Source organism: Pseudomonas sp. WP18, assembly GCF_036689585.1.
In the GTDB taxonomy this organism is placed as follows: domain Bacteria; phylum Pseudomonadota; class Gammaproteobacteria; order Pseudomonadales; family Pseudomonadaceae; genus Aquipseudomonas; species Aquipseudomonas chlororaphis_E.
In genome coordinates, this window is sequence record NZ_CP144758.1 from 1,243,699 (window position 1) to 1,267,837 (window position 24,139).

Below are 24,139 nucleotides of genomic sequence, written 5' to 3' on the forward strand. Positions count from 1 at the left end.
AGCAGGCTGTTTTTAGGAAAACGGGTTCGGGCGCTGTTCCCATTCGGCCATCCATTGGGCGAAGGCGTGCGGTTCCACGGGCTTGCTGAAGTAATACCCCTGGGCCTCCTCGCACTGGTGGGCCCGGAGGAAGTCCAGTTGCGCCAGGGTCTCCACGCCCTCAGCAATGATGTGCAGGTTCAGGCCCTTGCCCAGGCTGATGATGGTGCTCACCAGCTTGGCGTCATTGCTGTCGATGCTCAGGTCGCCCACGAACGACTGGTCGATTTTCAGGACATCCACCGGGAATTTCTGCAGGTAGCTCAGGCTCGAGTACCCGGTGCCGAAATCGTCGATGGCCAGCCGCACGCCCAGTTGCTTGATGGCCTTGAGAATGGCGACGGTGGTGTCGATGTTCTGCATCAGCACGCTTTCGGTGATCTCCAGTTCCAACTGTGTCGGGTCCAGGCCGGTTTCCTTGAGGGTGCGGGCAATGCCTTCGACGAAGCCGCGCTGGCGAAAGTCGATGGCCGAGACGTTGACCGACAAGTACAGGGGTCGCATGCCCTGGTCTTGCCAGGTGCGGGCCTGCTGGCAGGCTTCCTGGAGCACCCATTGACTCAGCGGCACGATCAGCCCGCTGTCCTCGGCCACCGGGATGAAGTCCGACGGGTAGACCAGGCCGTGCTCCGGGCGATTCCAGCGCACCAGCGCCTCGACACCGACCACTTTGCCGCTCGTCAGGTCGAGCTTGGGCTGGTAGTGCAGCACGAATTCCTTGCGTTGCAGGGCCAGCCGCAGGCCAGACTCGATGGTCTGTTGCTGGCGGGCCCGGCGGTTCATGTCTTCGGTGAAGAAACGGTAGTCGTTGGGGCCGGCTTCCTTGACGTTGCGCATCGCCGTCTCGGCTTTCTTGATCAGCGCCACGGCGTCGAAACCGTCGGTGGGGTACACGCTTACCCCCAGGCTGGCGGTGACGGTCAAGTCATGGCCGTCGATCGGTTGGGGCGTGCTGACCGCTGCCAACAGTTTTTCCGCCACGCCCTTGGTCTGCTGCGGGTCGGCGATGTCCCCCAGCACCACCACGAATTCATCGGAGCCGTAGCGAAACACCGAGTCGGACTCGCGCACCACGGTGGCCAGCGCCCGGGCCACGCGCTTGAGCATCTCGTCGCCGACCGGGTGCCCCAGGGCGTTGTTGACCCGTTTGAAACGGTCCAGGCCGAGGAACATCACCGCCAGTTGCCGGTCATGCCGGCGGCACTGGGCCATGGCCTGGGTCAGGCGGTCGCCGAGCAACATGCTGTTGGGCAGTTCGGTGAGCACGTCGTATTGCAGCAGGTGGGAGACCTTGAGCAGTTCCTGGACCCGCTCTTCAATCGTGCGCTCCAGGCTGCGCATCTTGCGCGCGGCATCCTGGGCCAGTTGCCATTTCCAGGTCATGGCGCTGGCCATCTGGCGGATTTCCAGGGTGTCGAAGGGTTTCTTGAGGATCAGCAACTGATCGTCGAACTCGATCCGTTCCGACATGGTTTCCCAGGTGTAGTCGGAGAACGCCGTGCACAGGGCAATTTGCAGCCGGGGGTCGGCTTCCCACAGTTTTTCGATGGTCTGCAGGCCGTCCCAGCCCGGCGGCATGCGCATGTCGGCGAACACCAGGGCGTAGGGCTGGCCTTCGGCCTGGGCGCGCTTGACCAGTTCCAGCGCTTCTTCGCCCTGGTACGCGGAGTCGATCTGGAACTGCGGCCGGCTGACCTGGGGCGTGCCGAACAACAGGCTCTCGGTATCGTCCAGCGACTCATCACCGCCGCCACCGGCGCTGAGGATCTTGCGAAAGTCCTGGTGGATGGCCGGGGTGTCGTCCACCACCAGGATTCGCCTGTTCGCGGGTACGGACAAGGGGTTCATGGGGTGCTCTCCGATAGCTGGCTCGGGGGGCGTGTCCAGTGGTCGGCCGCCGGAACGATGCTGCCGGCCTTGAGCAGCTCGGCGGCCTGGTGGCTGTCCACGACCGTGCTGAAGTAGTGCCCCTGGGCTTGCATCGTCCCACCGCTGGACATCAGCGTGGTGCGCTGCTCCTGGGTCTCGACGCCTTCGGCGATGATCCCGATGCCCACGTCCCGGGCGAAGTTGAGGATGGCCCGCAGGGTCGTGGCGTTGCCGGGGTCGGCGTTGGCACTGTCGAGAAACCGTTGGGCGAGCTTGAGGTGGTTGACGCGGTAGGTCTTGAGGTAATCGAACGAGGAATATTCGGTGCCGAACTCATCGATTGCGATCTGCACGCCCAGTTCGCACAGGCGCGGCAGCACGTCGTTGTGGGTCCACTTGGTCTGGGCCAGGGTGGCTTCGGTGACGTCGAAGCGCAGGTCCCACGGGGCCAGTTCCCAGCGCGCGGTGGTGCGCAGCACGTCGTAGATCAGTTCCGGGCCGGTCTTGAGCTGGGTCAGGGACAGGTCGAGGGCGATCACCGGCGGCGCCATGTTCTGGTCGCGCCACTGGCGCATCTGCCGGCAGGCCTGGTCCAGCGCCCAGTGGCCCAGGCCGATGATGAGCCCGGTCTTCTCGGCGGCCGGCATGAACACCGCCGGCTCCAGCCAGCCGCGCTCGGGGTGGTTCCAGCGCACCTGCACGCCCATGCCGAGGATTTTGCCGGTGCCCAGGTCGACTTCCGGCAGGTAATGCAAATGCAGCTCCTGGTTCTCGATGGCCCGGCGCAGATCGTTGGCCAGGGCGACCCGGTCGGTGACTTCCTGGTTGATCTCTTCGTTGTGGAAATGGTACTGGTTGCGACCCTTCTCCTTGGAGCGGTACAGGGCCATGTCGGACTGCGCCATCAGGCTGTCGGCGCTCAGGCTCTGCGGCGTATACAGGGCGATGCCGATGCTCACCGAGATCCGCACGTCGTTGCCGTCCAGGGCGTAGGGCGCCACCAGGGCGTCGCGGATCTTCGCCGCCAGCGCGGCGCAATGGGTGGCCTCGTGAACGTCCAGTTGCAGGATGGCGAACTCGTCGCCGCCCAGGCGCGCGACCACGTCGTTCTCCCGGGTGCAGGCCTTGATGCGTGCGGCGACTTCCTGCAAGAGCAGGTCGCCGATGGGGTGGCCCAGGGTGTCGTTGATCCGCTTGAAGTGGTCCAGGTCCAGGTAGAACATCGCGAACGCCGGCGCCCCCCGGCGCGCGGCGGCGAAGGCCTGGTGCAGTCGTTCGATCATGGTGGCGCGGTTGGCCAGCCCGGTCAGGCCGTCGGTGCGGGCCAGCAGGGCGATCTTCTCTTCGGCCAGCTTGCGTTCGGTGATGTCGAGGATGATGCCTTCGACCTCCAGCAACAGGCCTTGCTCATTGCGCACCGGAATGTAGCGGTTCTCCACCCAGCGGTAGGTGCCGTCGCCGGTGCGCAGGCGAAACTCGATGGAGGCGCCGGCATTGTCCCGGTCCAGGACGCGGACCATGGCGGCGTCGATCTTGGACTGGTCATCGGGGTGGATGAGCATCTGCGCCCAGTCCGGCGCGCCCACCAGACGCGCTGCGACATGGCCGAACTTGGTGATGTTGTGGGAGATGTACATCAACGGGAACGGCGGCTCGCCCCGCAGGCGATAGAGGATGGTCGGGCTGTTCTGCACGATGATGTTGGCGTCGGCCAGTTCTCGGGTGCGCGCTTCGACCGCCCGTTCGAGCATGTCCATCTTCAGCGCGGCGTCCTCGGTCATCTGCCATTTGACCGTCAGCGTGCTGGCCATCTGGCGGATCTCGATGGCGTCGAAGGGTTTCTTCAGAATGAGCAGACGGTCGCCCAGCTCCAGGCGGTCGGCGATGTCTTCCCAGGAATAGTCCGAATAGGCGGTGCACAACGCCACTTGCAACTTGGGGTCGGCGCGCCACAGCCGCTCGATGGTTTCCAGGCCGTCCCAGCCGGGCGGCATGCGCATATCGATGAAGGCCATGGCGTAGGGCTGCCCTTGCTCCAGCGCGGCCTCGACCTTGTTCAGGGCTTCCATGCCCTGGAAGGCCGAGTCGAGGTTGAAACTCTGGGCGGCGACGGCCACCGGCGCGCCGAACAGGGCTTCTTCGGCACTGCTCAGGTGGTCCTCGGACGGCGCGTGGGGGCTGAGGATCTTGCGAAAATCCTCATGGATCGTCGGCGTGTCGTCGACGATCAGGATCCGCCGGTTGGCTCTTTCCGATGGCAGGCTCATGGCCGTGCACCGTGGCGATGCTGACAATAGAACCCTGGGAACATCTGATATCCCTTTCGCTGGCATGAGAGTTCTGGCCCGTACATGGCCTTCCATGGGGTACAGCATAGTCGGCTCATCGGGATGCGCTCGGCCCGTGATGGCAAATCGTGCCTAAATGCCGGCAATCTACTAGCCTGTCTTCTGGGGGACGGTAAACGGTCGTCATCAATAGGAGGGGGTAGCAATGGAAGATCAATCGCCGGACGTTCCGGTCAAAAAACCGACGGTGCTGTTGGTCGATGACGAAGAGTCGATCCTCAACAGCCTGCGCCGGCTGCTGCGCAGCCAGCCCTACGAAATCCTGCTGGCCGACAGTGGCGCCAAGGCCCTGGAAATCCTCAAGGAGCGGCCGGTCGACCTGGTGATGACCGATGCGCGCATGCCCAACATGGACGGCGCCACGCTGTTGGCACAGATTCGCCAGTTGTACCCATCGACCTTGCGCATCCTGCTCACCGGCTATGCCGACGTCGACATGATGACCAAGGCCATCAACGAGGGCGGCTTGTACCGCTACCTCAGCAAACCGTGGAACGACGAGGAAGTGGTGCAGGCCCTGCGCCAGGCCCTGGCCCACCAGCATTCCGAAAGCGAACGCCAGCGCCTCGAAGCGCTGACCCGCGAGCAGAACCAGCAACTCAAGACGCTCAACGCCACCTTGGAAAAACGCGTGGCCTCGCGCACCTCCGAGTTGCAGCAGACCGCCGACATGCTCGACCTGGCCTACGATGAACTCAAGCGCAGCTATGTCACCAGCACGGAAGTGTTCTCGCTGATCGCCAACCTGCGCCTGCCCAAGGCCAAGCAGACCAACCGGCAGATCATCGAGTTGATCCGGGTCTACAGCCGCCTGCATTTCCTCGACGAGTCCACCGATCGCGACCTGACCATGGCGGCGGCGCTGTACAACATCGGCAAGCTGAGCTGGACCGACAACATGATGGTCACGCCGGCCGACCTGCTGCACCACACCGAGCTGGACCTGTATCGCGCCTATCCGAAGCAGAGCGAATCGCTGTTGATGACCCTGGACCCGATGAAGGACGCGGCCCGGATCATTCGCCATCACCAGGAGCGCTGGGACGGCAGCGGCTTCCCCGAACACCTCAAGGGCGAGGCGATCCCGTTCGGTTCGCGGCTGTTGAAGCTGGCGGTGGACTTCATCGAGTTGCAGCGCGGGTTGATCCTCGAACGGCAGATGAACAGCGACGAAGCCCTGGTCTACATCCGCAAATACGCTGGCAAGCTGTACGACCCGGACATGATCGAGGACTTCATCAAGGCCTGCGGCGAATACCTGGACGACGTGACCTTGTCGGACCCGACGGTGAAGGTCTTGAACACCCGGGAGCTGTCGGCCGGGATGGTCCTGGCGCGCAACCTCAATGCCGACAACGGCATGTTGCTGCTCAACGCCGGCAAGGTCCTGAGCGGTCCGCTGGTGGAAAAACTCATCGCCTTCGAAGCGATGGAGTGCGCCCGCTACAGCGTGTTCGTCAAGATTCCCGAAGACGCTTCGGCGCCCAGGCCGATCCTGGGGTGAACACAGCTCAACCTGTGGGAGCGGGCTTGCTCGCGAAGGCGGTGTGTCAGTTAAGGATGTATTCCCTGACACGCCGCCTTCGCGAGCAAGCCCGCTCCCACAAGAGACAGTGTTGATCTTGAGGCTTTGCTCCAACCGCTGCGATCTGTAATCTCCCGGGCATTTTTTGCCCGAGGCCAATTCCCATGACCGATTCGCTCATCCGCATCGCCGCCGCCCTGTTGATCGGGCCGGACGGTCGGACCCTGCTGGTGCGCAAGCGCGGCACCCTGGCCTTCATGCAGCCGGGGGGCAAGATCGAGCCCCATGAGCAACCGGTCGAGGCCCTGGCCCGGGAGCTGGAGGAAGAGCTGGGCCTGGTGATCGATCCTGCCCAGGCGCGCTACCTGGGCGCCTTCAGTGCGCCGGCCGCCAACGAGCCAGGCTTTACCGTCCAGGCGCAGGTGTTCCTGCTGGAAATCGACGCCGCTGTTTCACCGGCTGCCGAGATCGAGGAAGTGCGCTGGATCGATCCGGCCGGCGAGCACGACCTGCTGCTGGCGCCGTTGACAGGCGAGGTCATCCTGCCGTTTTATCGAGCGTCGCCTTCCGTGGCCTGCTGATTCCAGGAACAACGCCCATGATTGCACTGCCAGACCTGCTGATTTTCGCCGCCGCCGCGTTGCTGATGGTGCTCACGCCCGGTCCGAACATGATCTACCTGATTTCCCGTTCGATCTGCCAGGGCCGCAAGGCCGGCGTCACTTCCCTGCTGGGAGTGGTGGCGGGCTTTTTCGTGCACATGTTCGCGGCGGCAGCGGGGCTGACGGCGGTGTTCCTGGCGGTGCCTCTGGCCTATGAAATCCTGAAGTGGGCCGGTGCGCTGTACCTGCTGTGGCTGGCCTGGCAGGCCGTGAAGCCCGGTGCTCGCTCACCGTTCGAGGCGCAGCAGTTGCCGGCGGACTCTACGCGCAAGTTGATCACCATGGGCTTTCTCACCAGTGCCCTGAACCCCAAGATCGCGGTGTTCTACCTGTCGGTGTTCCCGCAGTTCATCAGCCCGGAGCACGGCTCGCTGTTCACCCAGAGCCTCATCCTCGGGCTGACCCAGATCAGCATCAGTTTCAGCGTCAACCTGCTGATCGCGCTGTTTGCCGCCGGGATTGCGTCCTGGTTCGCCCACAACCCGACCTGGCTGGCGGTGCAGCGTTATTTCATGGGCTTTGTGCTCGCTACGTTGGCGCTGCGCCTGATGCTTGAGCAACGGCGCGGGGCATGAACATCCGGCGGCTGCGGGCCGGCGATGCCAGCGCGTATCGCGAACTGATGCTCCAGGCCTACGCGCAGCATCCGCAGGCCTTCACTTCCAGCGTCAGTGAGCGGGCGGCGCTGCCGATCAATTGGTGGGAGTCGCGGCTGACCAGCCGGCTGGACGTGGTGCTGGGGGCGTTCGAGGCGGGGCAACTGGTGGGGATGGTCGGTCTGGCCCTGGAGCCTCGGGCCAAGGCCCGGCACAAGGCGACCCTGTTCGGCCTGTACGTCAGCGCCGCCCATGGCCGCCAGGGGCTGGGCCAGCAGTTGCTGCAAGCGGCCCTCGACGAAGCTCGCCGCCACCCTTTCCTGCGTCTGGTGCAGTTGACCGTCACCGCCGGCAACGATCCGGCGGTCAAGCTCTACCAGCGTTGCGGCTTTGTGCTGTATGGGCTGGAGCCGATGGCCATCCGGGTAGATGACGAATACTTCGACAAGATCCATATGTGGCTTGAACTGTAGGGCCCCTTCGCGGGCAAGCCCGCTCCCACAGGGGGTGGTGGTGTCCACAGAGTTGGGTTTTGCAGCAGATCTTCCCACAGGGGGGCACAAAATTGGCTTTGCTGCGGATCCTCTGTGGGAGCGGGCTTGCTCGCGAAGGGCTCGCCGCCATCAGCGCACCGCACTGACCCCATCGAGGGTGGAAAACGACGTGTCCTTCGCCGTCAGCAGGAAGTCGCGCATGTACGGTGCATCGAGCATGTCGGTGCGGACCGCTGCGTACAGGGTGGCGAACAGGCCTTTTTCGCCCAGGCGCTTGGCCTTCACGTAGCCCCGTGAGCTGTATTCATGCAGCGCCCAGTGGGGCATGCCGCAGACGCCGCGGCCGCTGGCCACCAGTTGCATCATCATCACCGTCAGTTCGGACGTGCGCACCTGGGCCGGTTCGATGTCGGCCGGCTCCAGGAAGCGGGTGAAGATGTCCAGCCGATCCCGTTCCACCGGGTAGGTGATCAGGGTTTCGCTGACCAGGTCCTCCGGCACGATGAACGGCTTGCCCGCCAGACGGTGCTGGTTGGCCACGGCGAGCATCGCTTCGTAGGTGAACAGCGGCACGTAGGTGATGCCGGCCAGTTCCAGCGGGTCGGACGTGACCACCAGGTCCAGGTCGCCCCGGGCCAGGGCCGGCAACGGCGCGAAGGCGAAGCCCGAGGCCAGGTCCAGTTCGACTTCGGGCCAGGCGTCGCGGAACTGGTCGATGGTGGGCATCAGCCACTGGAAGCAGCTGTGGCACTCGATCGCCATGTGCAGGCGCCCGGCGGTGCCGCCCGCCAGGCGCGCGATGTCCCGTTCGGCGCCGCGCAGCAGGGGCAGGGTGGCATCGGCCAGTTGCAGCAGGCGCAGGCCGGCGCTGGTGAACCGTACCGGTTTGGTCTTGCGCACGAACAACTGCATGCCCAGGCGTTCCTCCAGTTCCTTGAACTGGTGGGACAGCGCGGACTGGGTCAGGTGCAGGCGTTCGGCGGCTTCCACCAGGCTATCGGCTTCGCGCAGGGCATGCAGGGTCTTGAGGTGACGGAGTTCAAGCACCGGAGGCTCCATGAGAAAAACTTGTGATCAACACGAAAAGGTTGAGTTTGTCTCATGAAGGGTCGGCTGTCGACAATGGCGCCATCTTTTACAGGAGGACGCACACCATGGCCCTGGCCCACACCCTCGGTTTTCCCCGCATCGGCGCCGACCGCGAACTGAAAAAAGCCCTCGAAGCCTACTGGAAGGGCGACCTGGCACCGGACGCGCTGCAAGCGGTGGGACGTGAGCTGCGGGCCCGGCACTGGCAATTGCAGAAAGACGCCGGCATCGACCTGCTGCCCGTCGGCGACTTCGCCTGGTACGACCAGGTGCTCAGCCACACCCTGGCTTTGGGCGTGGTTCCATCGCGTTTCCACGACACCCTCAATGGCCAGGGCCGGCCTACCCTCGACACCTTGTTCGCCATGGCCCGTGGCGCCACCGCCAGCTGTTGCGCCGGTCACGGCCAGGCGCAACACGCCCAGGAGCTGACCAAGTGGTTCGACACCAACTACCACTACCTGGTCCCGGAGTTCTCCGCTGACCAAGCGTTCACTCTGAGCTGGGAACAGCTGTTCGACGAAGTGGACGAGGCCCACGCCCTGGGCCATCGGGTCAAGCCGGTGCTCATCGGCCCGCTGACCTACCTGTGGCTGGGCAAGGCCAAGGGCGAGGACTTCGACAAGCTGGACCTGCTGGAGCGGTTGCTGCCGGTCTACGGTGAAATCCTCAATCGTCTCCAGCGCCAGGGCGTGGAATGGGTGCAGATCGACGAGCCGATCCTGACCCTCGATTTGCCCCAGGCCTGGAAAAACGCCTTCGAGCGGGCCTATCACATCCTTCAGTATTCGCCGCTGAAAAAACTCGTGGCGACCTACTTCAGTGGCCTGGCCGACAACCTCGGCCTGGCGGTGAGCCTGCCGGTGGATGGCTTGCACATCGACGCGGTACGTGCGCCGGAGCAATTGGGCCAGGTGCTGGACCGGCTGCCGAGCTACAAGATCCTGTCGGTGGGCCTGGTCAATGGCCGCAACGTCTGGCGTTGTGAGCTGGAACAGGCGCTGGCGCAGTTGCAACCGGCCCAGGAACGTTTTGGCGACAACCTCTGGGTCAGCACGTCCTGCTCGTTGCTGCACAGCCCGGTGGACCTGGAGCGTGAAGACAAGCTCGATCCCGAACTCAAGAGCTGGCTGGCCTTCGCCGTGCAGAAGTGCGGTGAAGTAGCGGTGCTGCGCGACGCGTTGAATGACCCTCACGCCCCCGGCGTCCACCAGGCCTTGGCCGACAGCCGTGAAGTGCAGGCCCGTCGCGCCGCCTCGGCACGGATCCACAAGCCTGAGGTCCAGGCCCGACTCGACGCGATCAGTCCCCAGGACAGCCAGCGGCAATCGCCCTTCGCCCAGCGCATCGAACGGCAGCGTGCCAGGCTGAAGTTGCCGGCGTTTCCGACCACGTCCATCGGTTCTTTCCCACAGACGTCGGCGATTCGCCTGGCACGTCAGGCCTATAAACAGGGCAAGTTGTCGGCCAACGATTATCAGGACGCCATGCACACCGAGATCCGTCATGCCGTGAAGATCCAGGAGCGCCTGGGCCTGGATGTGCTGGTGCATGGCGAGGCCGAGCGCAACGACATGGTGGAGTATTTCGCCGAGCAACTGGACGGCTACGCCTTCACCCGTTTCGGCTGGGTGCAGAGCTATGGTTCGCGTTGCGTGAAGCCGGCGATCATCTACGGCGACATCAGCCGGCCCAAGCCCATGACCGTCGATTGGATCTGCTACGCCCAGCGCCTGACCGACAAGGTCATGAAGGGCATGCTCACCGGGCCCGTGACCATGTTGATGTGGTCGTTCCCCCGCGAAGATGTGTCGCGCCAGGTCCAGGCCCGCCAACTGGCCCTGGCCCTGCGGGACGAAGTGCTGGACCTGGAGAAAGCCGGCATCAGCATCGTGCAGATCGACGAGGCGGCGTTTCGCGAGGGTCTGCCGTTGCGCCGCGGCCAATGGCAGGAATACCTCGACTGGGCGGTGGAGGCCTTCCGCCTGTGCGCCTCGGGCGTGGGCGATGAAACCCAGATCCATACCCACATGTGCTACAGCGAGTTCAATGACGTGATCAAGGCCATCGCCGACATGGACGCCGACGTCATCACCATTGAAACCTCACGTTCGGACATGGAATTGCTGGAGGCTTTCGAAGCGTTCGATTACCCGAACGATATCGGCCCGGGCGTCTATGACATCCACTCGCCCCGGGTGCCGGACACGGCCGAGATGGTTTCGCTGATGAGCAAGGCGGTCAAGCGCATCGCTCCGGAGCGGTTGTGGGTCAACCCCGATTGCGGCTTGAAAACCCGGGCGTGGCCGGAGACGGAAGCGGCGTTGGTGAACATGGTGGCGGCGGCGCGGCAGTTGCGCAGTCAGTTGGCTTGACGCTGTAACGGATGAACGCAAGCGTCCCTGTGGCGAGGGAGCTTGCTCCCGCTGGAGTGCGAAGCACTCCCAAACATCTTTCGCCTGGAAGTAGGGTAAAGGCTCGAAGATCTGGGGCGGCTGCGCCGCCCAGCGGGAGCAAGCTCCCTCGCCACGGTGTTCGGTTGCAATACCACTCGGCAATCTTCATCAAACTGTCACGCAACTGTGGCAGCGCGCTTGAACAAACTTCATCAGACTCGCGCTCTACTGGGGTTCTGCGTTTTGGTGTTTCTTCATGCGTGTATTCATTTTCCTGGCCGCCTTGTTGTGCGGCCTGCCGTCGATTGCGGCTTCTCGTTGTGATGTGAATGTGCCGACCCAACGGGTCGATCTGGATCAGGTCAGCGTGGCGTACCAGAGCGTGGGCCGCCCCTCCGATCCTGCGCTGTTGCTGGTGATGGGGCTGGGTGGGCAATTGATCCACTGGCCGGACGAAGTGGTGGTGGCACTGTGCGAACAGGGTTTCCGGGTGATTCGCTACGACAACCGGGACGTCGGCCTGTCCACCTGGCGCCAGGCGCCCGGCAGCGCCAACCTGGCCTTTGAAGCGCTGCGCTATAAACTCGGCTTGCCCGTGGCATCGCCCTATACCTTGACCGACATGGCCGAGGATGGCCTGGGCTTGATGGATGCCTTGCAGGTGCAGCGTTTTCATGTGTTGGGTGTGAGCATGGGCGGGATGATCGCCCAGCACATGGCTGCCATGGCTCCGCAGCGGGTCGAAAGCCTGACGCTGATCATGACCAGTTCCGGCGCCGAAGGCCTGCCGGCACCCAGCGCAGCATTGGTCCAGCTGTTGTCGCGGCGCAGCGCGCCGAATCGCGAAGTGGCGCTGGAGCAACAGGCCGACCTGCTGGCCGCCTTGGGCAGCCCCATGGTGGTCGACGATCGGCAGGCGCTGCTGCACCAGGCCGCGGTGGCTTATGACCGGGCCTTCAACCCCGAAGGCGTGCAGCGCCAGATCATGGCGATCCTGGCGGAGCCCAGCCGCGTGGCGTTGCTCAATCAACTGCGGGTGCCAACCCTGGTCGTCCACGGCACCGCCGACCCGTTGCTGCCGGTGATGCACGGCGTGCACCTGGCCGCACACATCCAGGGCAGCCAATTGAGGCTGATCCCAGGCCTGGCCCATCGTTTCCAGGAGGCGTTCAAGGCGCCGTTGCTGGGCGCGGTGCTGCCTTACCTGCAGCAGCATCGTGACGATACTTCGCATTGGGCGCAGATCGAACCGGTGCAGGCGCCGAATGTGCTTTAACAAGCATGCAGTTTTCTCAAGTTTCGTAGAACCTGTGGCGAGGGGATTTATCCCCGTTGGGCTGCGTAGCAGCCCCATCTTGCCGACTCAATTTACCTGACACGGCGAGCGGCACTCTTAGGGGCTGCTGCGCAGCCCAACGGGGATAAATCCCCTCGCCACAGAGGCCTGCTGCTGTAGGCTCATCGCGCCTTGGCCTGCGCCACCAGCCATTCCATCAAGGCCTGCAACGGCGCCGCCACCTCGGCCTTGCGCGGGAACACCAGGTGATAACCCAACCCGGTTCCGACCTTCAGTTCGAACGGCATCACCAACCTTCCGGCGCTCAGGTCGTCGCCGATCAACGACCAGTCGCCAATCGCCACGCCGGTGCCTTGTGAGGCCATGGACATCGCCAGGTCGAGGGTTTCGAAGTGCTGGCCCTTGGCGGCGCTGCCCAGGTGCACCCCGGCGGCGTCCAGCCAGGTGGTCCAGTCGCGCCCGTCGGGGGTGGGGTGCAGCAACAGATGTTGTTGCAGGTCGTCGGGCGAGTGCAGCGGCACGGGGCCGTCCAGGAGCGGGCGCGAGCAGACCGGCGTCAGTTGTTCATCGAACAGGTGCAGGCTGGCCAGCGAGGCATCCGGCGGCGGGCCGTAGACCACGGCGGCGTCGAAGGCCTCGCGCTGGAAATCCACGCCGTGCTTGACCGTGGTGGTCAGCTCCACCGGCACATCCGGCCGCGCCTTCTGCCATTGCAGCAGGCGCGGCAACAACCAGCGCAGCACGCACGTCGGGGCCTTGAGTTGCAGAGCCCGGTGCTTGTCACCGATCTGCTCCACCGCCTCGCCGATCAGGTTGAACACCTGCTGCACCCGCGGCAGCCACGCCGCGCCTTGCGTCGTCAGGCTCAAACCCCGGGCCTGGCGCTGGAACAACGCATAGCCTAGATGAGCTTCCAGCCCGGCGATCTGCCGGCTCACCGCGCCCTGGGTGATGTGCAACTGTTCGGCGGCCCGGGTGAAGTTGCAGCACTGGGCGGTAACCAGGAAGGTGTGCAGGGCCGGAAGCGGCGGAAGGCGTTTCATCGGTGCGAGCCATGACGTGAGGACATGGCGAGTATGACTTTTTATCGATTGTTGCCGCCATGGCCTGACCGTTCAATGACGCCATTCCAAGAGAAAAAGGGCAGTGGCGATGGCAACGTGCGGCGAAGTGTTGGTCAAGTTACTCGAAGGCTATGGTGTGGAACAGGTGTTCGGCATTCCTGGCGTACACACCGTCGAGTTGTATCGCGGGCTGGCCCGTTCAAGCATTCGCCATGTGACGCCGCGCCATGAACAGGGCGCAGGTTTCATGGCCGACGGTTATGCGCGGGTCAGCGGCCAGCCTGGCGTGTGTTTCATCATCACCGGCCCCGGCATGACCAACATCACCACCGCCATGGGCCAGGCCTACGCCGATTCGATCCCGATGCTGGTGATCTCCAGCGTGCAGTCGCGCAGCCAGTTGGGGGGCGGGCGGGGCAAGTTGCATGAGCTGCCGAACCAGGCGGCGCTGGTGAGTGGCGTCGCGGCATTTTCCCACACGCTGCTGTCCGTCGCCGAGTTGCCCGGCGTGCTGGCGCGGGCGTTCGCGGTGTTCCAGGCCGGGCGCCCGCGGCCGGTGCACATCGAAATCCCGTTGGACGTGCTGGTCGAAAACGCCGACGCCTTGCTGGCCTGTGCACCGGTGAACATCAGCCGCGCCGGGGCCGCACCGGTTGCAGTGCAACAGATGGCGGCGATGCTGGCCACGGCCCGCCGGCCACTGATCCTGGCCGGTGGCGGCGCCATCGACGCTGGCGCCGAGGTGACCGCGTTGGCCGAACGCCTTGGCGCGCCGGTGGCGTTGACCATCAACGCCAAGGGCTTGTTGCCGTCCTGTCATCCGTTGCTGATCGGCTCGACCCAGAGCCTGGTCGCCACCCGCGCGTTGGTCGCCGAGGCGGATGTGGTGTTGGCCATCGGCACTGAACTGGCCGAGACCGACTATGACGTCACCTTCGCCGGTGGTTTCGAGATCCCTGGCGCGCTGCTGCGGATCGACATCGACCCGGACCAGACCGTGCGCAACTATCCCCCTCGGCTGGCGCTGGTGGCCGACGCCCGCAGCGCCGCCGCAGCCTTGCTCGATGCCTTGGGTCGGCAACCCATGGCTGAGCGCTACCAGGACTGGGGCGCGGCGCGGGCTGCCCGGTTGCGGGCCGACCTTTCGAAGCATTGGGACGCGGCGACCCGTGCCCAGACGGTTTTCCTCGACAGTGTCTTGCAGGCGCTGCCGGACGCAGTCTTCGTCGGTGATTCGACCCAACCGGTGTACACCGGCAACCTGACCTTCAACCCCGAACAGCCGCGCCGCTGGTTCAACTCGTCCACCGGCTACGGCACCCTGGGCTATGCGCTGCCGGCGGCCATCGGCGCCTGGCTCGGCGGCAAGGACCAAGGGCACGGACGCCCGCCGGTGGTGTGCCTGATCGGCGATGGCGGGTTGCAGTTCACCCTGCCGGAGCTGGTCAGCGCCGTGGAGGCACGTGTGCCGGTGATCGTGCTGCTGTGGAATAACCAGGGTTACGAAGAGATCAAGAAGTACATGCTCAACCGCGCCATCGAGCCGGTGGGCGTGGACATCTACACCCCCGATTTCATTGGCGTGGCCAAGGCTCTGGGCTGCTTTGCCCAGGCTGTGGAGAATACGGCGTCACTGCGCGCGGCGCTGCTTACGGCTCGTGAGCGGCAGGGGCCGACGCTGATCGAGATTGACCAGGAGGTTTGGACATCGAAGTGCTGAGGTGTTTTTTACTGGCCCTTTCGCGAGCAAGCCCGCTCCCACATTGATCGCTGGTGAACAGACATTCTGGTTCACTGGCATTCCTTGTGGGAGCGAGCTTGCTCGCGATGGGATCGGCCCAGTCAACGCAACACCGCCGGTCAAACCGTCAACCGCAACCGCGCCAGATCCCGCAACGGCGGCGCGCCAAACAGTCGGCTGTACTCGCGGCTGAACTGCGAAGGGCTTTCATAGCCCACCCGATAGCCCGCGGCGGAGGCTTCCAAGCCTTCGGCCAGCATCAGCCGCCGGGCTTCTTGCAGGCGCAGTTGCTTCTGGTATTGCAGCGGGCTCATCGCCGTCATGGCCTTGAACCGGTGGTGCAGGGTCGAGACGCTGAGGTTCACTTCCCGGGCCAGTTCGTCGATGCGCAGCGGTTGTTCGAAGTGGCGGTTGAGCCATTTGATCGCCTGGCTGATGCGATGGCTCTGACTGTTGGCGATGGCGATTTCGTACAGGCGATACCCCTGTGGACTGCGCAGCAGGCGATACAGGATCTCCCGGCGCACCAATGGCGCGAGCATGGCGATGTCTTTCGGGCTGTCCAGCAATCGGGTCAGGCGCAAGACGGCATCCAGCATTGGCGTGTCCAGGCGCTCGACATACAGGCCGCGTCCGGCCGGGCGGGTCGGCACGCCCAAGGGGCCTGCGTCGGCGATCAGCGCGGTGATTTCCGCCGGGTCGATGTCCAGGCGCAGTGCCAGGATCGGGTGCTCGGGCGACACGTTGGCGATGCAACCGCTCAATGGCATCGACACCGACACCACCAGGTAATGCAGCGGGTCGTAGTTGAACTGTTCGTCTGCCAGGCGCACCTGTTTGCTGCCCTGGGCCATGATGCACAGCGCCGGTTGCGCCAGCACGGGGGCAAACTCGTTGGGTTGGCTATGGCGCGACAGGTTCAGCGAGGCGATCGCCGTCGCGTAGGTGCCGTCCTCGCAGGTATTGCGCTGGATGATCGACGCCAGTTCGGCGCGCTGTTGTTCCAGGTACGTGTCCAGCGGGACGTGGGCGTGATCGAGTGGCGTCATGCCGGAATCCTCGGGAAATAGAGAGCGGTGGGCAAAAGCTTATGTTTGTGCAAGCCGCAGCGGTAGCCACATCCTGTTGAAAGCTTGCCTGATCCTGCACGGCGTGACAGGGGGCGGCCGGGCCATGCTGGCGAAACTTGCTTGAAACCTTTTGTTTCAAGTTCTCCGGATTCAGTCGACGACTCGGCGAATTTTGTAACGCTCTGGCGCAGGATTGTGCAATGGGTCGGCAGGAATCGACTAACGAGGCTGGTGCCGTGGCGCTTAACCTTTGATCCTGTCGCAGCCTGTCACCGGCTGCACCACGGATGACCTGGGAGGGTTGAACATGACGACACAGATCCCCGTCAGTCACATGGTTTTCGTGCGGGCCCGCAGCGGTTGCTCCAAGCAACTGGGGGCACGCCTGAGCACACTGGTCGCGCCCTCGCGCCAGTCCCCTGGTTGCCTGCACTTTGCGTTGCAGCAATCGCAATGCGACGCCGACTTGTGGCTGGTGTCGGGGCTGTGGACCCATCAGCAGGTGATGGAGGCCTACTTCAATTCCCCGGCCATGGCGATTTTTTCCGCATTGGTACAGGACTTGGTGGTCAGCAGCCTGGATTTCCACACCTTTCGCGAAGTGTCCGCCGCCCAGGCGACTGAAGGCTGCCTGGCGACGGTACACAAACTGGCCGGTTGAAGGTTTAATGACGGTTATTTTTCATCGCCAGGAAGCTTGAGCATGGCACGTAAAGCCTTTGAAACCTTTGAAGCTGTTTCCGCCGTCATGCCCCGGGAAGGGGGCGGCTATTTCGCGGCCATCGCCACCAAAGCCCTCGGTGGCTCGGGGGCGCCGCGTTTCAACAAGGTGCTTGAAGAGCAATCCTTCGACACCGCCGCCAAGGCCGATGAAGCGGCCGCCGTGGAACTGACCCGCCTGCAGGATGTGGATGAAGAGGGTGGGCTGGTGTGGCGAGTTGACTGATCATCGACACAGAGCGCCCTCGCCAAGGGTCGAATCGCTATTGCCTTACGTCGGGCGATGCATCTTGAACAGCGCCTCGGGGCCCAGCTGGAAATAGTCTGCCGGGCCGCCGCCGCGCAAGATCGGCTCGGCGGCAGCAGTGTCGTAGATCCCGTCCTTCAACAGCCATTTGGCGATGTGCACGGCAACCACTTCACCCAGGATCAGCCAGCTCGGCACCAATGCCTGGTCCGCCCGTTGCAGTTGAATGATCTGGGTGACCTTGCATTCGAAGGACACCGGGCTTTCAGCCACCCGCGGCACCTGGATCACCCGTGAGGCCGCGGGGGTCAAGCCTGCCAGTTCGAACTCGTCGACCTCAGGCGCGACCATCGCGCAGCTCTGGTTCATCTGCTCAGCCAGCGGGCGCGTGGCCAGGTTCCAGGCGAACTCGCCGGTCTGTTCAATGTTGTTCAGGCTGTCTTTGCGACCGACGCTGGAAAAACCAATGATCGGTGGGATGTAGTTGAAGGCGTTGAAGAAACTGTAGGGCGCCAGATTCAGGCGGCCCTCGGCATCCTGCGAAGAAATCCAGCCGATGGGGCGTGGGCCGACGATGGCGTTGAACGGGTCGTGGGGCAGGCCGTGGCCGTGGGCAGGTTCGTAGAAGTGGATCTCATCGGGCATGACAGCGTGTTCCTGGAAGGCATGGGTCGGCGACTCATAGTGCAAGGCCCGGCCTTTTAATTCCAGATGGATGAACGCAGAAAAATCGCAGCCTCCGGCATTGCCGAAGGCTGCGATCCTGTTTCCCGACCGTCAACCGATGGCTTCGGCGGTGCCAGTCTTGTCAAAACCGTCGGCCGCGATGGCGTCGGCGGTGCCGGTCTTGTCGAAACCGTCAGCCGCGATGGCGTCGGCGGTGCCGGTCTTGTCGAAGCCGTCAGCGGCGATGGCGTTGGCAGTGCCGGTCTTGTCGAAACCGTCGGCGGCGTAGCTGCCCGAGTGGCTGCGTTCGATGGCGGCGCTGGCACCGGCGCCGAAGGCGGCCGATCCGGTCTTTTCATAGCCGTCCGCGGCGAAGGTGTTGGCGGCCAGTACGGACAGGGTCAGGGCGAGCATCAGTTTGGTTTTCATGTCGGTTACTCCAGAGTCGTTGGCGATGTGTCTTGCATGGGTTAAATGCTACGCCAAATAAGTTGATTGAAAAGTTCAAAATAATGCTAAAAAAGATCGATTAAGTAGATGTTAAGAGCGGCGCATTTCAATCGCTCTCGTCGTCGGAGCGAACGTCGCGCAGGTCATCGATCAAGTGAGGTCAGGGTGAAGGGCGGGCATTAACGTGCGATTAATCGCTGATTTCCCGTGAGTGACAGATTTTTCATACATTCCCAACCTGTTTTTCACCGCCACAACGCCAGTCTGCCGTACGGCCAGAAGTACAAGAGCTGGCCGCCACACACTGGAGCGTTCCCCGCGATGAATAAATTGCCCCAAATCACCCTGGCCTTCTGGGTCATGAAAATCTGCGCGACCACCCTGGGGGAAACCGCCGGGGACCTGCTGTCGATGACCCTTAACGTCGGTTACGCCATCAGCTCGCTGATCCTGATCAGCGTGTTCGTCCTGACACTGGTCACGCAGCTCATGGCCAAGACCTACAAGCCCTTGCTGTACTGGATTGTCATCTTGTCCACCAGCACCGCGGGCACCACCATGTCCGATTTCATGGACCGCACCCTCGAACTGGGCTACGCCACCGGGTCGCTGATCCTGATTGCGATTCTGCTGGCGATCTTCGCCGCCTGGCGCCTGAGCGGTGATTCGCTCAACGTCACCAAGGTGCAGACCTTCCGCGGCGAGATGTTCTATTGGATGGCGATTCTGTTTTCCAACACCTTGGGCACGGCGCTCGGCGATTACCTGGCGGACGATTCGGGCCTAGGCTTTGGCGGCGGTGCGTTGTTGATCGGCTCGGCCATCGCCGTGGTCGTACTGCTCAAGTACCTCACCCGGATTTCCACGGTGGTGTTGTTCTGGATCGCCTTCGTACTGACGCGCCCCCTGGGTGCGACGCTGGGCGACTTGATGACCAAGTCCCATGAAAAAGGTGGCCTGGATTTCGGCACCATCGGCTCGTCGGCGGTGCTGGCAGGCATCTTGGTGGTGATGATCGCCGGGGCGGCGTATGCGCAGAATCGCTATGGCAACCGGGAGCGTGCAGCGCAGGTGAGCTAAACCGAGTCGTTCCCTTCGCAAGCAAGCCCGCTCCCACAGGTTCAGCGTAAATCCTGTGGGAGCGGGCTTGCTCGCGAAAGGGCCCTTGCAATCACCAGAGCAGTGACTGCCAAAACACCTGTCAGTCAGTCACGATCCGCGAATGCTTGCGGGTGTCTTTCATGGTGATGTACACCAGCAGCGAGACTGCGATGCAGCCCGTCACGTACCAGTAGTAGCCGGTTTCCATGCCGATGCTCTTGAACCACAGTGCGATGTACTCGGCGGTGCCGCCGAAGATCGACACGGTCAGTGCGTAGGGCAGGCCGACACCCAGGGCGCGGATTTCGGTGGGGAACAGTTCGGCTTTCACCACGGCGTTGATGGAGGTGTAGCCGCTGACGATGATCAGCGCCGCCATGATCAGGAAGAACGCGCCCCACCAGGTCTGGATGGTGTGCAGGGTGGTGAGGATCGGCACGGTGCACAACGTGCCCAGGATACCGAAGGCGATCAGGATCGGCCGGCGTCCGACCTTGTCCGACAGGCCGCCGATCAGCGGTTGCAGGCACATGAACAGGAACAGGGTGGCGGCGGAAATGGTGGTGGAGTCGGAGATGCTCATGCCGACGGTGTTCACCAGGTATTTCTGCATGTAGGTGGTGTAGGTGTAGAACGCCAGCGTACCGCCCATGGTCAGGCCGACCACGGTCATCAGTTCCTTGGGGTGGCGCAGCAAGGTGCGCATGGCGCTTTCCTTGGACTTTTCCTTCTTGGTGAACGACTCGGTTTCTTCCATGCCGCGTCGCAGGTACAGCGCGACGATCGCACACAGGGCGCCGATGGCGAACGGAATGCGCCAGCCCCAAGCGTACAGCTGTTCGCTGGTGAGGAATTGTTGCAGCACGATCAGCACGCCCAGGGCGATGAGCTGGCCGGAGATCAGGGTCACGTACTGGAAGCTGGAGAAGAAGCCGCGACGTTCCTTGGTCGCCATCTCGCTCAGGTAGGTAGCCGAGGTGCCGTACTCGCCACCCACCGACAGGCCCTGGAGCAGACGGGCGAACACCAGGAGGATCGGGGCGCCGACGCCGATGGTTTCATAGCCGGGGCTCAGGGCGATGATCAGCGAGCCGAAGCACATCAGGTAGACCGAGGCCATCAGCGCCCGCTTGCGGCCGGCGCGGTCAGCGTAGAGGCCCATCAACCAGCCGCCGATCGGGCGCATCAGGAAGCCCACGGCGAAAATCGCAGCGGTGTTGAGCAACTGGGCGGTGGTGTCGCCCTTGGGGAAGAAGACTTTGGCGAAGTACAACGAGAACGCGGCGTAGACGTACCAGTCATACCACTCGACCATGTTGCCGACCGAGCCGCTGAAAATCGATTTGATCCGGCTGGCGGTGGTCCTTTCACGGGCGGGCGCAGCAGCCGACCCAAGGGGCAGGGCGTTGGAGTTATCCATTGAAGGATCCTTCATTTAATTGTTGTTGTGGAGCGCGTGTGAACGCAGCCTGCCAGGGCTATAGCAGGAGCTGTGCCACGTAGCTCAGGGCCGTTCTAGAGGGGTTTGCTGCGCTGGATGAGCGGAAATCCGCTTATTTGCGGTGAGCGGTGAGCGAAAATTCGCTCATTGGGGGTGTTCGCGAGCAAGCTCGCTCACACAGGGGGAGTGGTGTGGCGCTGGTTTTTCGGTTGGCCCGGATCAATGAGGGGGCGGCTTGCTCGCGAAAGCGGCACCCCGATATCCAACTAACCCCGATACTCCGGCCGCTCGGCCAACCCTTCCTTAAGGAAATCCACCAGCTTGCGCACTTTCGGCGACAGGTGCCGCTGTTGCGGGTACAGCGCCCAGACGGCGGTGTTGGGCGGTTGATGGGCTTGCAGCAGCGAGATCAGCGCACCGCTGTGCAAGTGCTCCAGCACGTAATAGTCCGGCAACTGGCACAAGCCCATGCCTTGCAAGGCTGCGTCCAGTACCGCTTGCCCACTGTTGCAGCGCCAGTTGCCCTGCACCCGCTGGGAAAATTCCCGCCCGTTCTGTTCCAGTTGCCAGATGTCGGAACTGCCCACCAGGCAGTTGTGCCGGCTCAATTCCGACAGGCTATGGGGGCGGCCGTAGCGTTCCACGTAGGACGGCGACGCGCACAAGTACATCCGGCGCGGTGCGAGACGAGTGGCCACCAGGCGAGAGTCCTGCAGGCGACCCAGGCGAATCGCCAGGTCCAGGCCCTCGTGAACCAGGTCGAGGGGCCGGTTGCTCAACTCGATGTCCACCCGCAGTTGCGGGTAAAGGCTCATGAAACGGGTCACCAGCGGCACGATAAAGCGTTCGCCGTAGGCCACGGCGCAGGTCATGCGCAGCATGCCCTTGGGTTCGCTGGTGAGATCGCCCACCGCCCGAAGTGCTTCCTCACGCCCATCCTGAAGACGCTGGCAATGGTGCAGGAAGGTTTGTCCAGCCTCGGTGAGGGTGACCCGGCGGGTACTGCGATAGAGCAGTCGCGTCTGAAGACGCTCTTCAAGCCGTACGATTTGCCTGCTGATGTGGGAGGACGACACCCCCAGGCGTTCGGCCGCCGCCGTGAACTGGCTGCACTCGGCCACGGCGACGAACTCGTCGATCCCTTCCCAGCGGTTCTCGGACATGAAGGATTATCCCTGTACAGCAATAATGTTTTGCTTTTGGCTGGATTATTCATCGTCCGGTGGCGGATTACACTCCCCGTCTTGTTTTTATTTGCTGGAGAACCCGAATGATCAAGTCACGCGCTGCCGTTGCCTTCGAGGCCAAGAAACCCCTGGAAATCGTTGAAGTCGACGTTGCCATGCCCAAGGCGGGCGAAGTGCTGTTGCGCGTCGTGGCTTCCGGTGTCTGCCACACCGACGCCTACACCCTGTCGGGTGCCGACCCGGAAGGAATCTTCCCGGCGATCCTCGGCCACGAAGGCGGCGCCATCGTCGAAGCCGTTGGCGAGGGCGTGACCTCGGTGGCGGTGGGCGATCACGTGATCCCGCTGTACACGCCGGAATGCGGCCAGTGCAAATTCTGCAAGTCGGGCAAGACCAACCTCTGCCAGGCGATTCGCGCGACTCAGGGTAAAGGCCTGATGCCGGACGGCACTTCGCGTTTCTCCTACAAAGGCGAGACCATTTTCCACTACATGGGCACCTCGACGTTTTCCGAGTACACCGTGCTGCCGGAAATTTCCGTGGCCAAGATCGCCAAGGACGCCCCGCTGGAAAAAGTCTGCCTGCTGGGCTGCGGCGTGACCACCGGCATCGGCGCGGTGCTCAACACCGCCAAGGTCAAGCCGGGCGATACCGTGGCGATCTTCGGCCTGGGTGGCATCGGCCTGTCCGCGGTGATCGGTGCGGTGAAAGCCAAGGCGGCGCGGATCATCGCCATCGACATCAACCCGGCCAAGTTCGAGATCGCCAGGCAACTGGGCGCCACCGATTGCGTCAACCCGAAGGATTTCGACCGTCCGATCCAGGAAGTCATCGTCGACATGACCGACGGCGGCGTGGACTTTTCCTTCGAGTGCATCGGCAATGTCCAGTTGATGCGTGCCGCGCTGGAGTGCTGCCACAAGGGTTGGGGCGAGTCGGTGATCATCGGCGTGGCCGGGGCCGGGCAGGAAATCGCCACCCGTCCGTTCCAACTGGTGACGGGGCGCGTCTGGCGCGGTTCGGCCTTTGGCGGCGTGCGCGGTCGCAGCGAACTGCCAAGCTACGTGGAAATGGCCGAGAAGGGTGAAATCCCGCTGGATACCTTCATTACCCACACGATGGGCCTGGAAGATATCAACAAGGCGTTCGACCTGATGCATGAAGGCAAGAGCATCCGCACCGTCATTCATTTTTAAGAGCAGCGGCAAGCACCAAGCGGCAAGCTGCAAGTGAGGCGCGTGCGTTTTTCTTGCAACTTGAAGCTTGCTGCTTGTAGCTGAGGTGAAGCTATGAACCTCGAAAATCTCTCCTGCCAGAAAAGCTTCGGCGGCTGGCACAAGCGTTACCGGCACCGATCCGACGTGCTCGGCTGTGACATGGTGTTTGCCGTGTACCTGCCACCCCAGGCCGAGCAGGGTGCGAAGCTGCCGGTGCTGTACTGGCTGTCCGGGCTGACCTGCACCGACGAGAACTTCATGCAAAAGGCCGGCGCCCAGCGCATGGCCGCCGAACTGGGGCTGATCATCGTGGCCCCGGACACCAGTCCCCGTGGCTCTGACGTACCGGGTGATCCGGACGGTGCCTGGGATTTTGGCCTGGGGGCGGGGTTTTATCTGAATGCCACGCAGGATCCTTGGGCGCGGCACTATCGGATGCATGACTACGTGGTGCAGGAATTGCCGGCACTCATCGAGGCGCATTTCCCGGCGTCGGATCAACGCGGCATCAGCGGGCACTCCATGGGCGGTCATGGTGCGCTGGTCTGCGCGCTGCGCAACCCCGGGCGTTACCGTTCGGTGTCGGCCTTTTCCCCGATCAACAACCCGATGGATTGCCCCTGGGGTCAGAAGGCCTTCTCCCGTTACCTGGGGGAAGACCGCTCGAAATGGCGTGAATGGGACGCCTGCGCGTTGATCGCCGAGGCGGATGAGAAGCTGCCACTGCTGGTGGATCAGGGCGATCGCGATGATTTCCTCGCCAACCAGCTCAAGCCCGAAGCCCTGCAACAGGCTGCCAAGGCCGCCGCTCACCCGCTGACGCTGCGGCTGCAACCGGGCTACGACCACAGCTACTTTTTCATCGCCAGTTTCATTGACGACCACTTGCAGCATCATGCGCGCGCTCTGAACGCCTAATG

Annotated in this window: 21 protein-coding genes; 12 read left to right on the forward strand and 9 right to left on the reverse strand. The window is 63.3% G+C overall.

Going from position 1 to position 24,139, the window contains the following annotated elements; genetic code table 11:
• Positions 1-12: 12 nt before the first annotated feature.
• Positions 13-1,887 (reverse strand): GGDEF and EAL domain-containing protein, encoded by a 1,875-nt coding sequence (locus V5F23_RS05360; RefSeq protein ID WP_047737060.1) that lies wholly within the window; start codon positions 1,885-1,887, stop codon positions 13-15.
• Positions 1,884-4,175, reverse strand: coding sequence for an EAL domain-containing protein (locus V5F23_RS05365; RefSeq protein ID WP_042731623.1), 2,292 nt, complete (start codon positions 4,173-4,175; stop codon positions 1,884-1,886). Before V5F23_RS05365 ends, V5F23_RS05360 begins: the two co-directional genes overlap by 4 nt.
• 226 nt (positions 4,176-4,401) lie before the next feature.
• On the opposite strand from V5F23_RS05365, the gene V5F23_RS05370 reads away from it, so the two are divergent.
• The 4 genes from V5F23_RS05370 (at position 4,402) to V5F23_RS05385 (ending at position 7,512) form a co-directional block, all read left to right on the forward strand.
• Complete coding sequence (locus V5F23_RS05370) at positions 4,402-5,760, forward strand: HD domain-containing phosphohydrolase (protein ID WP_042731624.1); 1,359 nt, start codon at positions 4,402-4,404, stop codon at positions 5,758-5,760.
• Positions 5,761-5,945: 185 nt separating this feature from the next.
• Complete coding sequence (locus tag V5F23_RS05375; RefSeq protein ID WP_042731625.1) at positions 5,946-6,362, forward strand: NUDIX domain-containing protein; 417 nt, start codon at positions 5,946-5,948, stop codon at positions 6,360-6,362.
• Between the two features lie 17 nt (positions 6,363-6,379).
• Positions 6,380-7,018 (forward strand): LysE family translocator, encoded by a 639-nt coding sequence (locus V5F23_RS05380; protein ID WP_042731626.1) that lies wholly within the window; start codon positions 6,380-6,382, stop codon positions 7,016-7,018.
• Entirely contained in the window at positions 7,015-7,512 is a 498-nt protein-coding gene (locus V5F23_RS05385) for a GNAT family N-acetyltransferase (protein ID WP_042731627.1), read from the forward strand. The genes V5F23_RS05380 and V5F23_RS05385 overlap by 4 nt, the downstream gene beginning before the upstream one ends.
• Positions 7,513-7,662: 150 nt before the next feature.
• Here V5F23_RS05385 and metR read toward each other — a convergent pair whose 3' ends face one another.
• Entirely contained in the window at positions 7,663-8,580 is a 918-nt protein-coding gene (metR, locus tag V5F23_RS05390) for a transcriptional regulator MetR (protein ID WP_042731628.1), read from the reverse strand.
• 107 nt (positions 8,581-8,687) lie between these two features.
• Between metR and metE the strand changes: the two genes are divergently transcribed.
• Together metE and V5F23_RS05400 are read left to right on the forward strand one after the other, a co-directional pair.
• Positions 8,688-10,997: a 5-methyltetrahydropteroyltriglutamate--homocysteine S-methyltransferase gene (gene metE / locus V5F23_RS05395; protein ID WP_042731629.1), complete on the forward strand. Its 2,310-nt coding sequence runs from the start codon at positions 8,688-8,690 to the stop codon at positions 10,995-10,997.
• Positions 10,998-11,274: 277 nt separating this feature from the next.
• Positions 11,275-12,294 carry an alpha/beta hydrolase gene (locus tag V5F23_RS05400; protein WP_338497730.1) on the forward strand — a complete coding sequence of 340 codons (1,020 nt, stop codon included), beginning with the start codon at positions 11,275-11,277 and terminating at the stop codon, positions 12,292-12,294.
• Between the two features lie 182 nt (positions 12,295-12,476).
• Here the strand turns inward: V5F23_RS05400 and V5F23_RS05405 are convergent, their stop codons facing one another.
• Entirely contained in the window at positions 12,477-13,358 is an 882-nt protein-coding gene (locus tag V5F23_RS05405; RefSeq protein WP_042732266.1) for a LysR substrate-binding domain-containing protein, read from the reverse strand.
• Between the two features lie 109 nt (positions 13,359-13,467).
• Between V5F23_RS05405 and V5F23_RS05410 the strand changes: the two genes are divergently transcribed.
• The gene (locus V5F23_RS05410; protein WP_338497732.1) at positions 13,468-15,099 is read left to right on the forward strand and encodes a 5-guanidino-2-oxopentanoate decarboxylase; all 1,632 of its coding nucleotides are present in this window, start codon (positions 13,468-13,470) and stop codon (positions 15,097-15,099) included.
• 140 nt (positions 15,100-15,239) lie between these two features.
• On the opposite strand, the gene V5F23_RS05415 is transcribed toward V5F23_RS05410, so the two are convergent.
• Positions 15,240-16,169, reverse strand: a complete 930-nt coding sequence (locus V5F23_RS05415) for an AraC family transcriptional regulator (protein ID WP_042732268.1) — start codon at positions 16,167-16,169, stop codon at positions 15,240-15,242.
• A gap of 328 nt (positions 16,170-16,497) precedes the next feature.
• Here V5F23_RS05415 and V5F23_RS05420 point away from each other — a divergent pair, with 328 nt between their 5' ends.
• A complete protein-coding gene (locus V5F23_RS05420; RefSeq protein ID WP_042732272.1) occupies positions 16,498-16,851 on the forward strand; it encodes a putative quinol monooxygenase in 354 nt (117 codons plus the stop codon).
• Positions 16,852-16,893: 42 nt separating this feature from the next.
• Positions 16,894-17,136, forward strand: coding sequence for a hypothetical protein (locus tag V5F23_RS05425; protein WP_042732269.1), 243 nt, complete (start codon positions 16,894-16,896; stop codon positions 17,134-17,136).
• 45 nt (positions 17,137-17,181) lie between these two features.
• On the opposite strand, the gene V5F23_RS05430 is transcribed toward V5F23_RS05425, so the two are convergent.
• Both V5F23_RS05430 and V5F23_RS05435 read right to left on the reverse strand, forming a co-directional pair.
• A complete protein-coding gene (locus V5F23_RS05430; protein WP_042732270.1) occupies positions 17,182-17,802 on the reverse strand; it encodes a flavin reductase family protein in 621 nt (206 codons plus the stop codon).
• A 132-nt stretch (positions 17,803-17,934) separates the two neighbouring features.
• A complete protein-coding gene (locus tag V5F23_RS05435; RefSeq protein ID WP_338474285.1) occupies positions 17,935-18,252 on the reverse strand; it encodes a hypothetical protein in 318 nt (105 codons plus the stop codon).
• Between the two features lie 342 nt (positions 18,253-18,594).
• Between V5F23_RS05435 and V5F23_RS05440 the strand changes: the two genes are divergently transcribed.
• Positions 18,595-19,353: a hypothetical protein gene (locus V5F23_RS05440; protein WP_338474286.1), complete on the forward strand. Its 759-nt coding sequence runs from the start codon at positions 18,595-18,597 to the stop codon at positions 19,351-19,353.
• Positions 19,354-19,474: 121 nt separating this feature from the next.
• Here the strand turns inward: V5F23_RS05440 and V5F23_RS05445 are convergent, their stop codons facing one another.
• The gene (locus V5F23_RS05445; RefSeq protein ID WP_042729831.1) at positions 19,475-20,794 is read right to left on the reverse strand and encodes an MFS transporter; all 1,320 of its coding nucleotides are present in this window, start codon (positions 20,792-20,794) and stop codon (positions 19,475-19,477) included.
• Between the two features lie 287 nt (positions 20,795-21,081).
• Positions 21,082-21,978 carry a LysR substrate-binding domain-containing protein gene (locus V5F23_RS05450; RefSeq protein ID WP_042729832.1) on the reverse strand — a complete coding sequence of 299 codons (897 nt, stop codon included), beginning with the start codon at positions 21,976-21,978 and terminating at the stop codon, positions 21,082-21,084.
• A 107-nt stretch (positions 21,979-22,085) separates the two neighbouring features.
• Here V5F23_RS05450 and V5F23_RS05455 point away from each other — a divergent pair, with 107 nt between their 5' ends.
• Positions 22,086-23,198: an S-(hydroxymethyl)glutathione dehydrogenase/class III alcohol dehydrogenase gene (locus V5F23_RS05455; RefSeq protein WP_042729833.1), complete on the forward strand. Its 1,113-nt coding sequence runs from the start codon at positions 22,086-22,088 to the stop codon at positions 23,196-23,198.
• Positions 23,199-23,291: 93 nt separating this feature from the next.
• The gene (gene fghA / locus V5F23_RS05460; RefSeq protein WP_042729834.1) at positions 23,292-24,137 is read left to right on the forward strand and encodes an S-formylglutathione hydrolase; all 846 of its coding nucleotides are present in this window, start codon (positions 23,292-23,294) and stop codon (positions 24,135-24,137) included.
• Positions 24,138-24,139: the final 2 nt, after the last annotated feature.

What these genes read in the sequence shown, in the direction of transcription:
- V5F23_RS05360 (WP_047737060.1), bottom strand. Translation starts at nt 1,887, where the DNA reads ATGAACCCCTTGTCCGTACCCGCGAACAGGCGAATCCTGGTGGTGGAC.
- V5F23_RS05365 (WP_042731623.1), bottom strand. Translation starts at nt 4,175, where the DNA reads ATGAGCCTGCCATCGGAAAGAGCCAACCGGCGGATCCTGATCGTCGAC.
- V5F23_RS05370 (WP_042731624.1), top strand. Translation starts at nt 4,402, where the DNA reads ATGGAAGATCAATCGCCGGACGTTCCGGTCAAAAAACCGACGGTGCTG.
- V5F23_RS05375 (WP_042731625.1), top strand. Translation starts at nt 5,946, where the DNA reads ATGACCGATTCGCTCATCCGCATCGCCGCCGCCCTGTTGATCGGGCCG.
- V5F23_RS05380 (WP_042731626.1), top strand. Translation starts at nt 6,380, where the DNA reads ATGATTGCACTGCCAGACCTGCTGATTTTCGCCGCCGCCGCGTTGCTG.
- V5F23_RS05385 (WP_042731627.1), top strand. Translation starts at nt 7,015, where the DNA reads ATGAACATCCGGCGGCTGCGGGCCGGCGATGCCAGCGCGTATCGCGAA.
- metE (WP_042731629.1), top strand. Translation starts at nt 8,688, where the DNA reads ATGGCCCTGGCCCACACCCTCGGTTTTCCCCGCATCGGCGCCGACCGC.
- V5F23_RS05400 (WP_338497730.1), top strand. Translation starts at nt 11,275, where the DNA reads ATGCGTGTATTCATTTTCCTGGCCGCCTTGTTGTGCGGCCTGCCGTCG.
- V5F23_RS05405 (WP_042732266.1), bottom strand. Translation starts at nt 13,358, where the DNA reads ATGAAACGCCTTCCGCCGCTTCCGGCCCTGCACACCTTCCTGGTTACC.
- V5F23_RS05410 (WP_338497732.1), top strand. Translation starts at nt 13,468, where the DNA reads ATGGCAACGTGCGGCGAAGTGTTGGTCAAGTTACTCGAAGGCTATGGT.
- V5F23_RS05415 (WP_042732268.1), bottom strand. Translation starts at nt 16,169, where the DNA reads ATGACGCCACTCGATCACGCCCACGTCCCGCTGGACACGTACCTGGAA.
- V5F23_RS05420 (WP_042732272.1), top strand. Translation starts at nt 16,498, where the DNA reads ATGACGACACAGATCCCCGTCAGTCACATGGTTTTCGTGCGGGCCCGC.
- V5F23_RS05425 (WP_042732269.1), top strand. Translation starts at nt 16,894, where the DNA reads ATGGCACGTAAAGCCTTTGAAACCTTTGAAGCTGTTTCCGCCGTCATG.
- V5F23_RS05430 (WP_042732270.1), bottom strand. Translation starts at nt 17,802, where the DNA reads ATGCCCGATGAGATCCACTTCTACGAACCTGCCCACGGCCACGGCCTG.
- V5F23_RS05435 (WP_338474285.1), bottom strand. Translation starts at nt 18,252, where the DNA reads ATGAAAACCAAACTGATGCTCGCCCTGACCCTGTCCGTACTGGCCGCC.
- V5F23_RS05440 (WP_338474286.1), top strand. Translation starts at nt 18,595, where the DNA reads ATGAATAAATTGCCCCAAATCACCCTGGCCTTCTGGGTCATGAAAATC.
- V5F23_RS05445 (WP_042729831.1), bottom strand. Translation starts at nt 20,794, where the DNA reads ATGGATAACTCCAACGCCCTGCCCCTTGGGTCGGCTGCTGCGCCCGCC.
- V5F23_RS05450 (WP_042729832.1), bottom strand. Translation starts at nt 21,978, where the DNA reads ATGTCCGAGAACCGCTGGGAAGGGATCGACGAGTTCGTCGCCGTGGCC.
- V5F23_RS05455 (WP_042729833.1), top strand. Translation starts at nt 22,086, where the DNA reads ATGATCAAGTCACGCGCTGCCGTTGCCTTCGAGGCCAAGAAACCCCTG.
- fghA (WP_042729834.1), top strand. Translation starts at nt 23,292, where the DNA reads ATGAACCTCGAAAATCTCTCCTGCCAGAAAAGCTTCGGCGGCTGGCAC.